This is a genomic window from Micromonospora sp. NBC_01655 (assembly GCF_026339755.1).
In the GTDB taxonomy this organism is placed as follows: Bacteria; Actinomycetota; Actinomycetes; order Mycobacteriales; family Micromonosporaceae; genus Micromonospora.
Map to the genome: position 1 here is coordinate 1,269,956 of NZ_JAPEQF010000001.1, position 13,803 is coordinate 1,283,758.

12 protein-coding genes are annotated in these 13,803 nt (G+C 74.0%); 11 read left to right on the top strand and 1 reads right to left on the bottom strand.

Features of this window, described 5'->3' with window-relative positions; genetic code table 11:
• Window positions 1–77 precede the first annotated feature (77 nt).
• The 4 genes from OOK41_RS06045 to OOK41_RS06060 all read left to right on the top strand — a co-directional run bounded on the left by OOK41_RS06045 (window position 78) and on the right by OOK41_RS06060 (window position 2,352).
• Window positions 78–842: an ROK family protein gene (locus OOK41_RS06045; RefSeq protein ID WP_117664996.1), complete on the top strand. Its 765-nt coding sequence runs from the start codon at window positions 78–80 to the stop codon at window positions 840–842.
• 112 nt (window positions 843–954) lie between these two features.
• The gene (locus OOK41_RS06050; protein WP_266263243.1) at window positions 955–1,323 is read left to right on the top strand and encodes a M48 family metallopeptidase; all 369 of its coding nucleotides are present in this window, start codon (window positions 955–957) and stop codon (window positions 1,321–1,323) included.
• A gap of 127 nt (window positions 1,324–1,450) precedes the next feature.
• On the top strand, window positions 1,451–1,705 hold the full coding sequence (locus OOK41_RS06055; RefSeq protein ID WP_117664998.1) for a Smr/MutS family protein: 255 nt from the start codon (window positions 1,451–1,453) through the stop codon (window positions 1,703–1,705).
• A 71-nt stretch (window positions 1,706–1,776) separates the two neighbouring features.
• A complete protein-coding gene (locus OOK41_RS06060) occupies window positions 1,777–2,352 on the top strand; it encodes a GNAT family N-acetyltransferase (RefSeq protein ID WP_266263244.1) in 576 nt (191 codons plus the stop codon).
• A gap of 34 nt (window positions 2,353–2,386) precedes the next feature.
• Here OOK41_RS06060 and OOK41_RS06065 read toward each other — a convergent pair whose 3' ends face one another.
• A complete protein-coding gene (locus tag OOK41_RS06065) occupies window positions 2,387–4,771 on the bottom strand; it encodes a M28 family peptidase (RefSeq protein WP_266263245.1) in 2,385 nt (794 codons plus the stop codon).
• 273 nt (window positions 4,772–5,044) lie between these two features.
• On the opposite strand from OOK41_RS06065, the gene OOK41_RS06070 reads away from it, so the two are divergent.
• The 7 genes from OOK41_RS06070 to OOK41_RS06100 all read left to right on the top strand — a co-directional run bounded on the left by OOK41_RS06070 (window position 5,045) and on the right by OOK41_RS06100 (window position 13,792).
• Window positions 5,045–6,244 (top strand): PP2C family protein-serine/threonine phosphatase, encoded by a 1,200-nt coding sequence (locus tag OOK41_RS06070; RefSeq protein WP_266263246.1) that lies wholly within the window; start codon window positions 5,045–5,047, stop codon window positions 6,242–6,244.
• A complete protein-coding gene (locus OOK41_RS06075) occupies window positions 6,241–7,977 on the top strand; it encodes an ATP-binding protein (RefSeq protein ID WP_266263247.1) in 1,737 nt (578 codons plus the stop codon). Before OOK41_RS06070 ends, OOK41_RS06075 begins: the two co-directional genes overlap by 4 nt.
• The gene (locus OOK41_RS06080) at window positions 7,974–8,426 is read left to right on the top strand and encodes a response regulator (RefSeq protein WP_117665002.1); all 453 of its coding nucleotides are present in this window, start codon (window positions 7,974–7,976) and stop codon (window positions 8,424–8,426) included. Before OOK41_RS06075 ends, OOK41_RS06080 begins: the two co-directional genes overlap by 4 nt.
• Complete coding sequence (locus OOK41_RS06085) at window positions 8,419–9,228, top strand: inositol monophosphatase (RefSeq protein WP_266263248.1); 810 nt, start codon at window positions 8,419–8,421, stop codon at window positions 9,226–9,228. The genes OOK41_RS06080 and OOK41_RS06085 overlap by 8 nt, the downstream gene beginning before the upstream one ends.
• Window positions 9,229–9,498: 270 nt before the next feature.
• Window positions 9,499–10,461: a hypothetical protein gene (locus OOK41_RS06090; RefSeq protein ID WP_266267738.1), complete on the top strand. Its 963-nt coding sequence runs from the start codon at window positions 9,499–9,501 to the stop codon at window positions 10,459–10,461.
• Window positions 10,462–10,497: 36 nt separating this feature from the next.
• Complete coding sequence (locus OOK41_RS06095) at window positions 10,498–12,051, top strand: fused MFS/spermidine synthase (RefSeq protein WP_266263249.1); 1,554 nt, start codon at window positions 10,498–10,500, stop codon at window positions 12,049–12,051.
• Between the two features lie 70 nt (window positions 12,052–12,121).
• A complete protein-coding gene (locus tag OOK41_RS06100) occupies window positions 12,122–13,792 on the top strand; it encodes a serine/threonine-protein kinase (RefSeq protein WP_266263250.1) in 1,671 nt (556 codons plus the stop codon).
• Window positions 13,793–13,803 lie beyond the last annotated feature (11 nt).

Consider the following 13,803-nt stretch of genomic DNA (forward strand, 5'->3'; position numbering starts at 1 on the left):
GATCCGGTGGCCGGTCCGGCGGGCCGGTTCGGGCACCCGGCACGCGCGCCCGCAGTACGCGGGGCAGACTCACCGGCGTGGTGACGACTCTGGCGATCGACTGCGGCGGCGGCGGGATCAAGGCGTCGGTGCTCGACGGGGCCGGCACGATGCGGGCCCGGCCGCTGCGGGTGCCCACCCCGTACCCCCTGCCGCCCACGCTGTTCGTGAAGACGCTGCTCGACCTCGGTGGCCGGCTGCCCACGGCGGAGCGGGTGACCGTCGGGATGCCCGGCATGCTCCGGCACGGCGTGGTGGTGGCCACCCCGCACTACGTGACCCGCTCCGGCCCCCGCAGCCGGGTCGATCCCGACCTGCTGACCGAGTGGTCCGGCTTCGACGCGCGCACGGCGCTCGCCGACGCCTTCGGGGTGCCCGCCCTGGTGCTCAACGACGCCGAGGTGCACGGCGCCGGGGTGGTCGCCGGCACCGGCCTGGAACTGGTGCTGACCCTCGGCACCGGGCTGGGCAGCGCCGTCTTCGACGGCGGCGTGCTCGCCCCGCACCTGGAGCTGTCCCACGCCCCGGTGCGCTGGGGCACCACCTACGACACGTACGTGGGGGAGCCGGAGCGCCGTCGCCTCGGCGACGCGTTCTGGTCCCGCCGGATCCGGCAGGTGGTGGACGGGCTGCGCCCGGTGTTCCGCTGGGACCGGCTCTACCTGGGCGGGGGCAACTCCCGGCTGATCCGGCCCGAGCAGCTCGCCCGGATGGGCGAGGACGTGGTGGTGGTGCCGAACACCGCCGGCATCGTCGGCGGCGTCCGCGCCTGGGACCTGCAAAGGGGAAGAACCTCGGCCTGACCGTGCCCTCGTCGACCCGGTCCGGCGGGTTTTCGTCGCAGGAACACTCGCGGTCCGCGCGGTGTTGTGCCAGCGTCGGATCAGTGGCGGCGCGAGACGAGGAGGTGGGTCGATGGACCTTCTGGCGGAGTACCGACGGGCGACCATGTTCTTCGAGATGGGTGACGCTTCCGGAGCGGTCCGGCTGCTGGAGCCGATCGTCGAGGCAGAACCCGGCAACTCCTCCGTACGGCAGTTGCTGGCCCGGGCGTACTTCCAGACCGCCCAGCTCAACCGCGCCGAGGAGCAACTGCGCGAGCTGGTCAACCGGGACCCCAGCGATCACTACGCGCACCACGTGCTCGGCCGGACGCTGGAGCGGATGAACCGCCCCGCGGACGCGCTGCGGCACCTGCGCATCGCCGCCGCGATGCACTCGACGAACACCGACTACGCGACCGCGCTGCGCCGGGTGGAGAGCCGGGTCAACAGCGACCGCTGACCGAGCCGGGCAAGGGGAAGGGGAACTCACTCTTCCCCTTGCCCGGGGCCCGAAGCCCGAGGCCTCTCCCGGCGACTGCGGGCCTACCATGGGCTGCCATGGGACGTGCACAGGTGGTGGAGGCGGAATGAAGCTCAAGCTGGACCTGCACGACATCTTCAACAAGGGCCAGGACATCGACCGCGCGCTGCGCGGGATCATGGACGAGGCGGTGGCGAAGAAGGCCACCCTCGTCGAGATCATCCCCGGCAAGGGCTCCGGCCAGCTCAAGAAGCGGGTGCTGCGCTTCCTCGACCAGAAGGACGTCAAGCAGCTCTACCACCGCGTGGAGAAGGACTCGAAGAACTTCGGCCGCCTCTTCATCCACTTCCGCTGGAAGTAGGAGCCTCAGCCTCCCGACCTCCCGCGCGATACCGGGTTGCCCGCTGCCCAACCGTGCACGACCCTTTCGGGATGATCCGGACGCGGGTGCTCACCGAGGGCGATTGGCAGTTGTGGCGGGAACTGCGGCTCGCCGCGCTGGCGGAGGCAGCGTACGCCTTCGGTTCCCGGCTGGCGGACTGGCAGGGCGACGGCGACCGGGAGGAACGCTGGCGCGGGCGGCTGGCCATCCCCGGCTCGTACAACATCCTGGCGATGCGCGACGGGCAGCCCGTCGGGATGGTCAGCGGGGTGCCGACCGATCGGGACGGCGTCGTGGAGTTGATCTCCATGTACGTGTCGCCGGTCGGACGGGGCCGGGGCGTGGGCGACCACCTTGTGCGGGCGGTCGAGCGGTGGGCCAGGCAGGTGGGCGCGGGGACGCTGCGGCTGGCCGTGACGGAGGGCAACGAGAACGCCTGGGCGCTCTACCGGCGCAACGGCTTCCGCGACACGGGCGAGCCGGGCGACCTCATGCCCGACAACGTGCGCCGGGAGCACGTCATGGCCAAGAGTCTCGGAAATGACGGCCAACCGGCCCGGGTGAGAACCCGTAGAAGGCGCCCCGCGCCGAATTCACGGAAAGAGTGGCCATCCCGCGCGGAATAGCCACTCTTTCCGTGAATTTGCGCGGCTGCCCAGGTTAGACGGGGTAGGTGCGGGCGACCGCCAGCATTTCCGAGCTGTGGGAGCCGACCACGCCGACGGTCGGGGGGCGGGGGCGGAATCCGGGGATACCGTCCAGGCCGTCACTGGCGTCCATGGCCCGCAGCATGGTCGGCCGGGAGACCCCCGCGAGCACCAGCGTGATCTCGATGCCCTCGGGCGGCGGGGCGTGGAAGACCACCCCGAAGCCCCAGTCCGCGCCGTCGGCGGGTCGGCCGCCGGCCACCCGCCGCCCGTTCACGGTCGCCGACTCCACCACGGTCGCGCCGTCGACGTGCAGGGTGGCGAGCCGGACCGGCCGCTGCGGGGTGAGCCGCACCCGCAGGATGCGCTGCTCGCCGGAGCGGGTGTCGGCGAGGATCTCCAGCCTCGGCGCGGGCAGGTTCGCCGCCTGGGCCGGCCCGGTCCGCAGCTCGGTGTCGCCGAGGCCGGGGAAGTCTCCGACCCCGGTCACCCCGTCGACGTACCCCGCCGTCCACGGCTGGGGGGCGGTCTCGCGGCTGAGCCAGCGGGCCTGGCCGGTGCCGGCGTCCAGGGCGTACATCAGGTGGGTGGGCACGGGGTGTGCGGCGTCGAACCGGTCGACGGCGAGCCCGACCCCGGCGAACACCACCGCCGCGAGCCCGGCGGCGACGGCCGGCAGTGCGCCCGCCCGGCGGGCCCGGGCCGCGACCATGCCGCGCTGCCCGCCGGCCTCCGGGTGCAGCAGGTCCAGCACCGGCAGCGCGGCCAGCCCGAGCAGCACCGCGACCAGGGCCGCGATGCCGCCCATCGCCATGCCGAGCGCCGGGAAGAGCAGCACCACGGGTGGCAGCAGGATCACCACGGCGACCGCGCCGGCCAGGGTCACCGCGACCACCGGCCAGGGGCCGTCGATCCGGCTGGCCAGCGCGACCAGCCCGGCCGCCGCGCCGGCCAGGGCCGGCAGGGTCGTCAGGTACGCCCCGCCGGGCACCAGCACCGCGAGCACCACCCCGAGCACGGCCAGCCAGCCCAGCCCGCCGATCGCCAGGGCGGCCGGGCCGACCCGGCGGCGGGTCAGCGCGTACCAGGCGACCAGGATCGCGGCGGCGAGCGCCACCACGGCGAGCCGGTACCAGGTTGGCCGGTACGGGTCGAGCAGCTCGGCGTAGCCGGGCCGCACGGCGGTGATCCCCGCCCAGAGCAGCTGCGCGCCCAGCGGGGCGGCGACGACCGGCACCAGCGCCAGCCCGAACCCGGCGGCGAGCCGCCCGTAGGTGGTCCGACCCCGCCGGCGGGCCAGCCAGCCGAGGGCCAGCACGGCGGCCAGGGCGGCCAGCGCCAGCGGCAGCACCAGCCAGCCGGGGTAGCGGGCCAGGCCGCCCGGGACCGGGAAGTACGTGGCGTCGTGCCCGGCGCCCAGGTCCTTCAGGTCGGCGCGGCCGAACTCGCGGGCCAGGCCGAGCGCGTTGTCGCCGTGCTGCTGGAGGCTGGCCCGGTCCATCGCGGCCGGGGTGTCCAGCGGGGTGTGGTAGATCGCCCCGCCGTCGATGTAGGCCGAGTTGAGCCCGACGAAACCGGCCCGGTCGAGGAACGCGGTGAAGTCGGTGTCGTTGGGCAGCGCGCGGTAGATCTCCACCGCGAACGAGGTGCCGACCGGGTGCGGGGCGGCCCGGCCGAAGACGTCCACCAGCCTCGCGTTGTCCCGGGACGTCTCGAACATGATCACCGGGCCGGTGGAGCCGCGCGCCTCCAGGTTGAGCACCACTCCGCCGTCGGCGGCGAGCGGGTGGTCCGCCGCGAACGCGGACGCCCCGCACAGGCACGCCTCCTCGGCGTCGGTGAGCACGAAGACCACGTCGTTGCGGGGCCGGGGGCCGGCGGTCAGCGCCCGGGCCACCTCCAGGATGGTGGAGGTGCCGGCCGCGTCGTCGTTGCCGCCCGGCCCGGACTGCACCGAGTCGTAGTGGGCGACCAGGAACACCTTCCCGGTCGGGTCGGTGCCGGACAGCCGGGCGACCACGTTGCGGACCCGGGCCAGGGTCGCCCCGGCGGCGGCCCCGCTGAGCTGGCCGGCCTCCTCGGCGACGGTGTCCTGCACCGTGGTTTCCAGGCCGAGGCCGCGCAGCACGCTCTCCACGTGCGCGCGGACCTGGTCGTTGGCCGGGCTGCCGGCCGGGTGCGGCCGGGTCGCGATGGCCTGCACGTTCTGGTACGCCCGCCCGGCGCTGAACTCGTCGGCCGGGGCGTCGGCGGGGGCCGGGTCGGGGGTGTCCAGGTCGTACGCGACGGTGCCGCCGACCGCGAGCAGGGCGGCGAGCGCGGCCAGGGCGGCGAGCGTCCGGCGGCGGGGGCGGGTCAACGCCCGGTCGGCGGCGCGGGTGGGGGGCGGTACGCCCACGGGGGTCTCCTCGGGGGTGGGGCCAGGGTGGGGCACCATCCTGCACCCCCGGAGCCGGCGGTGGGACTCCCCGTCAGGTCACTTGTTCCTTCTGCCGCCGGTTCGTGACGGAGGGCATGCCGCCCGTGCCGAGCCCGTCGTGTTGTGTGCGACCGTTGTGTAATACAGGATCAGCAGGGCACTCGGAAGGAGCCCGACATCACCAGCGATCTTCCGCGCCTCGCGGCGGTGACCCGGCCGCACCGGGGGTCCGGCCCTGCCGGTCCCCTCGCCGTGGCCTACCCGCACGGCGGCCTCGGGCGGCACCCCAACCTGCCGCCCGGCGAGCGGCTGCGGGTGCTGCTGGTCGAGGACGACGAGGGCGACGCCTTCCTGGTCGGCGAGCTGCTCGCCGAGACCAACTCGATGATCGACCTGTTGGTCGCCAGCAGCCTGAGCGAGGCCCGGCAGCGGGTGATGGGCGTGGACTGCGTCCTGCTCGACCTCGGCCTGCCCGACGCCCAGGGGCTGGACGGGCTGCGCCAGGTGCTGGAGATGTCCAGCGGCGCCGCGGTGTGTGTGCTGACCGGCCGCTCCGACGAGCACCTGGGCATCGTGGCGGTCGCCGAGGGCGCGCAGGACTACCTGGTCAAGGGCCAGGTCGACGGGGTGCTGCTGACCCGGGCGCTGCGCTACGCCGTGGAGCGCAAGCGGGCCGACGAGAACGCCCGGCGGCTGCGTGAGGTGGAGTTGCGCCAGGCCGAGTCGGCCCGGCTGGAGCGGGGCCTGTTGCCCCAGCCGCTGATGTCGACCGACCAGGTCGCGGTGCACACCTTCTACCGCCCCGGCCGGCACGCGGCGCTGATCGGCGGCGACTTCTACGACGTGGTGCAGACCCGGCCGGACCGGGTCGACTTCATCGTCGGCGACGTCTGCGGGCACGGCGTGGACGAGGCGGCGCTCGGGGTGGAGCTCCGGGTCGCCTGGCGGGCGCTGGTGCTGGCCGGGGTGCCCGACGACGAGGTGCTGCCCGCCCTGGAACAGGTGCTGATGAGCGAGCGCCGGCTCCAGGAGATCTTCGCCACCGTGGCCAGCGCCAGGCTCGACCTGACCCGCAACGCGGTCACCGTGCGGCTCGCGGGACACCCGCCGCCGCTGCTGCTGTCCGGGGGCAAGGTCGCGCCGGTGCCGGCACCGGGCGGCCTGCTGCTGGGCGTCCGACCGCGCCGGCCCATCGCCTTCGACCTGGAGTTCGACACCGATGACTGGTCCCTGCTGATGTACACCGACGGCCTCATCGAGGGCCGGGTGGGCGGCGGCGACGAACGGCTCGACGTCCCCGGCCTGACCGCCCTGCTCGGCGAGCCGGACAATCTCGCCGTGCCGCTGGCCGAGCTGCCGGCCTGGCTGGTGGGGCGGGCGGAGCAGAACAACGGGGGGCCGCTCGCGGACGACGTCGCCATGCTCCTGGTCAGCCGGGGCGGTGGCCGGTGACGGCGCGGCAGCCGAGCTGGACCCTGCGCCGCCGGGTCGTCACGCTGCTCACCGTGGTCGGCGTGCTGCTCGGTGCCTCCGTCGCGGTGGAGATCGCGGTCGCGGCGAAGAACCGGGAGCACATCCACTCGATGCTGGACCGCACCGGCCCGCTGCGCGCCCAGTCCCAGGAGCTGCTGAACGTCCTGGTCGACCAGGAGACCGCGGTGCGCGGCTACGCGGTCACCGGCGACCGCCAGGACCTCGAACCGTACGCCGAGGGGGTCAGACGGGAGCAGCAGCTCTACCAGTCGATGGAACCCCTGATCGATGTCTACCCGGTCCTGGCCGGGCAGCTGGAATCGGTCAAGGGCGAGGCCGCCGACTGGCGCCGCGCGGTCGCCGAGCCGGTGATCAGCACCACCGAGCGGTCCGGCACGACGGCCGGGCAGGCGTTGATCACCGAGCAGACGCGGCAGCGCTTCGACGTGATCCGTGCCTCGGTCGCCGACCTCCAGCAGGGCATCCTCGACGAGCGGGACAAGGACGCGGACGACATCTACCGCACCAGCACGATCCTGGTGGTGCTGCTGATCGCGGCGGCGCTGGTGGTGGTCGTGGCCGGCGCGGTGCTGCTGATCTCGCTGGACCGGATCGTGGTCCGGCCGCTGACCGGCCTCGCCGAGCAGGTCCGCGAGGTGGCCGAGGGCGACTACCAGCACCGCATCGCCGGGTCGGGCCCCCCGGAGTTCCAGCGGCTCGCCGACGACGTGGACGCGATGCGGCAGAAGATCGCCAAGGACCTGGCCGAGGTGCGCGAGGCCCGGGAGAGCATCGAGTGGGTCAACAGCCAGCTCCAGAAGCAGGCCGAGGAACTGGTCCGCTCCAACCGGGACCTGGAGCAGTTCGCGTACGTCGCCTCGCACGACCTGCAGGAGCCGCTGCGCAAGGTGGCCAGCTTCTGCCAGCTCCTCCAGCGCCGGTACGCGGGGCAGCTCGACGAGCGGGCCGACCAGTACATCGCTTTCGCCGTGGACGGCGCGCAGCGGATGCAGCGCCTGATCAACGACCTGCTGGCGTTCTCCCGGATCGGCCGGCTCACCACCGGCTTCACCGAGGTCGACCTCAACCGGGTGATGGGCGACGTGGCCGGGCAGACCGAGTCCGCCCTCCAGTACGCCGACGCCGAGCTGACCTGGGACGAGCTGCCGACGATCCGTGGCGAGGAGCCGCTGCTGACCAACCTGCTGGCCAACCTGGTCAGCAACTCGATCAAGTTCCGCCGCTCGGACGTGCCGCCGAGGGTGCACGTCTCCGCGCGGCTGGTCGACGACGAGTGGGAGATCAGCTGCCGGGACAACGGCATCGGGATCGAGCCGGAGTTCGCCGACAAGATCTTCGTGATCTTCCAGCGGCTGCACTCCAAGGACGCGTACCCCGGCACCGGCATCGGCCTGGCGATCGTCAAGAAGATCGTGGAGTACCACGGCGGCCGGGTCTGGGTGGACACGGACACCACCGAGGGCACCGCCATCCGGTTCACCCTGCCGGCCCTGCCCGAGGACGTGGCGGTGGCGCGGGCGGCCGAGCAGCAGGCCACCGGCCCGGTTGACGAGGCGGCGACCGCCGAGGGCACGCCCGCCGAGGACCCGGCCGGGGCGGAGCCGCCTCGCCAGGGCGGGTCGCCGGCGGAGGGGCCCGACGCGGCCCCGCACAGCGACAGCACGGGTGGCGTTAAGGAGACGGTGACATGACCGCGCCAGCGGACGGCAGGAGCCCGATCGAGGTCCTGCTGGTCGAGGACGACCCGGGTGACGTGCTGATGACCCAGGAGGCGTTCGAGGAGCACAAGCTGCGCAACCGGCTGACCGTCGTCTCCGATGGCACCGAGGCGCTGGCCTACCTGCGCCGGGAGGGCCGGTACGCGGACGCCGTCGCGCCGGACCTGATCCTGCTCGACCTCAACCTGCCCCGCCGCGACGGCCGGGAGGTGCTGGAGGAGATCAAGCAGGACGAGCAGCTCTGCCGCATCCCGGTGGTGGTGTTGACCACGTCCCAGGCCGACGAGGACATCCTGCGCAGCTACCAGCTCCATGCGAACGCGTACGTCACCAAGCCGGTGGACTTCGAGCGGTTCATCTCGGTGGTCCGGCAGATCGACGAGTTCTTCGTCAGCGTGGTGAGGTTGCCGCCGCGTGGCTGACACCCTGCTGGACGACGTCGCGGAGCTGCTGCACCGGGCCGCCGCGGACGTCGTGCTGCCACTGTTCGGAGAGCTGGACGACGCCGACGTCGCCGAGAAGGCGCCCGGGGAGCTGGTCACCGTCGCCGACCAGCGGGCCGAGGAGCTGATCAGCGCCGGGCTGTGCCGGCTGCGTCCCGGCTCGACGGTGGTCGGCGAGGAGGCCGCGGCCGAGGACCCGGGCCTGCTCGACCACCTGTGCGGCGACGGGGACGTCTGGCTGGTCGACCCGGTCGACGGCACCTCGAACTTCGCCGCCGGGAAGCGGCCGTTCGCGCTGATGGTGGCGCTGCTGACCGACGGAGGGCCGGTCGCCGCGTGGGTGCTCGACCCGCTGGCGGAGACGCTGGCCGTCGCCCGGGCGGGCGAGGGGACCCTGGTGAACGGCGTCCCGGTGCGTACCGTCGAGGAGGTGCCGCCGCTCGGCAGCCTGCGCGGCACCGCGATGACCCGGTTCCTGCCACCGGAGGCCCGGCGGCGCGCCGAGGCCGGCGCGGAACGGATCGGCGAACTGCTGCCCGGCCAGCACTGCGCCGGCCGGGAGTACCTCGACCTGCTCGTCGGCTCCCAGCAGTTCGTCCTCTTCTGGCGCACGCTGCCCTGGGACCACGCCCCGGGGGTGCTGCTGGTCCGTGAGGCCGGCGGGGTGGCCCGCCGGTTCGACGGCACCGAGTACCACCCGGCCGACGAGGGCCGGGGCCTGCTGGTCGCCGCCAACGAGCAGGTCTGGGTCGCGGCCCGCGACGCCCTGGACCTGACCTGACCGACCCGCTGCGCGACCGGCCGGCGACCCTGCGTCGACATCGACGTTCGGCGAGGTCTCGGGGCCTGGTGGCGGGCCGTCGGTCCGGTATCCTGACCGGCGGTCTCCGCCCAACAGGCCGCCGCCCGGCGCCGGTGGGGGACGCCGCCGCGCCGAGGACGACCCCGGCTGTCAAGGGAAGGGACGCTGCCCGTGCCCAGTACCAGCCTCATCCGGCGTCACGGCACCGGGCCGCTGACCGCGCTGCCCGGCCGGGGGGCGCTGACCGTGCTGCTGGTCGCCGTGGCGCTGCTGCTCGGCGTCGGGGCGGTGCCCGCCTCGGGCGAGCCCAACGAGGGCGGGACCAAGCAGCTGCGCGACTCGCTGGAGGCCGCCGCCAAGGGGCACATCGAGGCCAAGGCGAAGCTGGACAACTCCAAGCGCCGGCAGCAGTTGCTGACCGTCCAGTTCAAGGTCGTCGAGACCCGGCTGGTGGAGCTGACCGCGCAGGTCAACGAGGTGGCCGTGCAGTCGTACCGGCTGGGGCGGGTGAGCGCCCCGGCGCTGCTGTTGCAGAGCGCGTCGCCGGAGACGTTCCTGCGCCGTGCCGCCGAGCTGGACGTGATGGCCCAGCGGGACAGCCGCCGGCTGCGCGACCTGGCCCAGGCCCGCGACGAGGCGACCCGCGCCAAGATCGCCGTCGACACCGAGGTCCGCGAGCAGCGGAAGCAGCTCGTGGCGCTGGCGAAGAAGAAGCAGGAGGCCGAGAAGGCGCTGGCCGCCGTCAGCTCCGGCAGCGGCGCCGGGTTCAGCGGCGGCTCCTCCTCGGCCAAGCCGGCCCCGCGCAACTCCGACGGATCCTGGCCGTCGGAGTCCTGTTCGGTCAACGACCCGACCACCTCCGGCTGCATCACCCCGCGCACCCTGCACGCCATGCAACAGGCCAAGGCCGCCGGCTACAAGCGGTACGTCTCCTGCTTCCGCAGCGGCGGCAGCGGCGAGCACCCCAAGGGACGGGCCTGCGACTTCTCCGCCGCCACCAGCGGCTTCAAGGACGAGACGGCCACTGGCGGCGACAAGGCGTACGGCGACAGCCTGGCCAACTACTACAAGAACAACGCCAGCCGGCTCGGGGTGCTCTACGTGATCTGGTACCGCCAGATCTGGATGCCGAACACCGGGTGGCGGGCGTACAGCGGCAGCGGCAGCCCCGCCGCCGATCACACGAACCATGTTCATCTCTCGATGTACTGACCCGGACTGCCAGCTTCGCTGCGTACCATCGCGACGGTGAGCAGCTCATCGTCCGACGTCGCGACCGAGTCGGCGCGGCCCGCGCCGCCCGCCGACCGCGCCCTGCCCAACGGGCTCGCCGCGTTCCTGGTCTTCGCATCCAGCGGCGCGGTGCTGGTGCTGGAGACCGTCTCCCTGCGCCTGGTCGGCCCGTACGTGGGGGTCACCCTCCAGGTCACCAGCTCGGTCATCGGCATCGCGCTGGCCGCGATCGCGTACGGGGCGTGGACCGGCGGCTGGCTGGCCGACCGGCGGGACCCGCGCACCCTGATCGCCCCGGCGCTGGTGCTCGCCGGCATCGCCACCGCGGTCACCCTGCCGGTCGTCCGGTACGCCGGCGAGCTGCTGCGCGGCGGGGCGGCCAGCGCCGTCCTGCTGCTCACCGCGCTCGCCGTGTTCGTGCCGGCGGCGCTGCTCTCGGCGGTCACCCCGCTGGTGGTCAAGCTCCAGCTCGCCGACCTGCGGCGCACCGGTCAGGTGGTCGGCCGGCTCTCCGGCATCGGCACGCTCGGCGGCATCACGGCCACCCTGCTGACCGGGTTCGTGCTGGTGGCCGCGCTGCCCAGCACCGCCATCGTGCTCGCCCTGGCGGTGCTGCTCGGGGGCACCGGGCTGGGCCTGGGGGCGTACCTGCACCGGCGGGCGCGCGCGGGGCTGCCCGGTCCCGGCCGGGCGAAGGTCGCCGTGGCGGTGCTGGGGCTGGTCGGGGCCGGGCTGACCACGGTCGCCCCGAACCCGTGCGACGTGGAGACGGCGTACCACTGCGCGTCGGTGCAGACCGATCCCGATCGCCCGTCCGGGCGGACGCTGCTGCTGAACTCCGCCCAGCACTCGTACGTCGACCTGAACGACCCGACCCACCTTGAGTACGCGTACACGCGGTGGATCGGCGCGGCGGCCGACGTGGCCGCGCCGGCCGGGCAGCGGCTGGACGCCCTGCACCTGGGCGGCGGCGGCTTCACGGTGCCGCGCTACCTGACCGCCACCCGGCCGGGCACCGACAACCTGGTCTTCGAGATCGACGGCGGCCTGGTCGAGCTGGACCGGGCGAAGCTCGGCGTACGCGCCGGCCCGGACCTGCGCACGGAGATCGGTGATGCCCGGATGCTGGTCGGCCGGGCGGCCACCGACAGCCGGGACCTGGTGGTCGGCGACGCCTTCGGGCACCTCGTGGTGCCCTGGCACCTGGCCACCCGGGAGATGGCCGACGAGGTCAACCGGGTGCTGCGCCCCGGCGGGATCTACGTGCAGAACGTCATCGACTACCCGCCCGGCCGGTTCGTCCGCAGCGAGCTGGCCACCGTCGCCGCCGCGTTCCGGCACGTCGCCCTGGTCGCCCCGCCCGACGCGGTCGCCGGCCTGGTGGGGTCCAACTTCCTCATCGTCGCCTCCGACGCGCCGCTGCCGCTGGCCCCGCTGCGGCAGCGGGTGTCCGGGTTGCCCGAGACGGCGGGCGTGCTCTCCGGCGAGGTGCTGGACGCGTTCGTCGGCGACGCGCTGGTGCTCACCGACGACTACGCCCCGGTGGACCAACTGCTCGCGACCGCCTGATCGGGTGATTGGCTGACCGATTCTGACCGCCGAGGGTTAGGAACGCCCAGCCCGGGCAACAACTCCGACCATGGGTGGAGCGGTCCGTAACGGCGCACAGCTGCTCGGTGAGCGGTACCGGCTGATCGAGCAGCTCGGCGCGGGCGGCATGTCCGTCGTCTGGCGGGGGTACGACGAGGTGCTGGGCCGGCAGGTGGCGGTGAAGGTGCTCGCCTCCCGGCTGGCCAGCGACCGGGCGTTCCGGCACCGGATCCGGATCGAGGCGCAGGCCGCCGCCCGGCTCTGCCACCCCAACATCACGAACGTCTACGACTACGGCGAGTCCGAGCAGGTCGGGCTGACCGTGCCGTACGTCGTCATGGAGCTGGTCGACGGCGGCCCGCTGAGCGCCCGGCTCGGCCGGGGCGGGACGCTGCCCTGGCGGGAGGCGGTGACGATCGGCGCGGAGGTCACCTCGGCGCTGGCCACCGCGCACGCCCGGGGCGTGGTGCACCGGGACGTCACCCCGGGCAACGTCATGCTCACCTCGACCGGGGTGAAGGTGGTCGACTTCGGCATCTCGGCGCTGGCCGGGGAGAGCGAGAAGGGGCCGGACGGCACCCTGCTCGGCACCCCCGCGTACCTGGCGCCGGAGCGGCTGGACAACGGCCAGGTCTCCCCGGCCACCGACGTGTACGCCGTCGGCCTGCTGCTGTACCGGATGCTCACCGGCCGGCTGCCCTGGCAGGCGAGCACCACCACCCAGATGCTCCGCGCCCACATGTACGCCGACCCGGAGCCGATGCCCGGGGTGCCGGGGCTGCCCGACGAGGTCGCCGAGCTGGTGCGCCGCTGCCTGGCCAAGCGCCCCGCCGACCGCCCGGCCACCGCCGAGGTGGCCCGCACGCTCGCGGAGGCCGCCGGGATGCTGGCCGCGGTGCCGGTGTCGCCGGCCCCGGGCCCGGGCGACGAGACCCAGCTCGACCCGGCCGTGCTGGCCAACGCCGGCACCACGATCCTGCCCTGGTCGACCGACACCGACGCGTTGCCGTTCTCCGGCCGGACCCGCGGCCGGAAGGCCGTCGCCCGGCGGCGCAGGGTCGAGGCGGGGGTCGCGGCGGCGGGCCTGGTCGCGGTGACCGCGACGATGTGGGGGGTGACCTCCCGCAGCCCGGCCAGCGGCGGCGTGGAGCAACCCACCGAGGCCCGGATGGGGCTGACCGGTCCGCCCCCCTGCGCCGTCGACTACTCGCTGCGCAAGGACTCCGGCAAGGACTTCTCGGCCGAGCTGACCCTGACCAACACCGGCGACCGCGAGCTGCGGAACTGGACGATGAGCTTCACGTTCCCCGGCCAGCAGACGGTGACGAAGGCCGACCCGTCCGTCCACCAGCAGGGCCGCACCGTCGAGGTCCGGCCCGCCGCGACGCAGGGCGCGCTGGCTCCTGGCGCGGCCCGCAAGGTCGCCCTCACCGGCCGGTACACCGGGGCGAACCCGCTGCCGGTGGAGTTCCGCCTCGGCGACACCACCTGCCGGGTGCAGGTCTCCGGGGTGGCCGGGTCGGTGCCGAAGGCCGCCCCGACGCCCAAGGCCCCGGTGAAGACCACCACGAAGAAGGCGACGGTCGCCAGGGCCGGCTCCGGCTCCTCGGGCGGGGGTGGCTCGGCGAGCGGCTCCGGCAGCAAATCGAAGGCGAAGGCCGAGAAGCCCGCGAAGCCCGGCAAGGCCAAGAAGCCCGTGCAGCCAGGCAAGGGGAAGTGACCGGTCGGGCG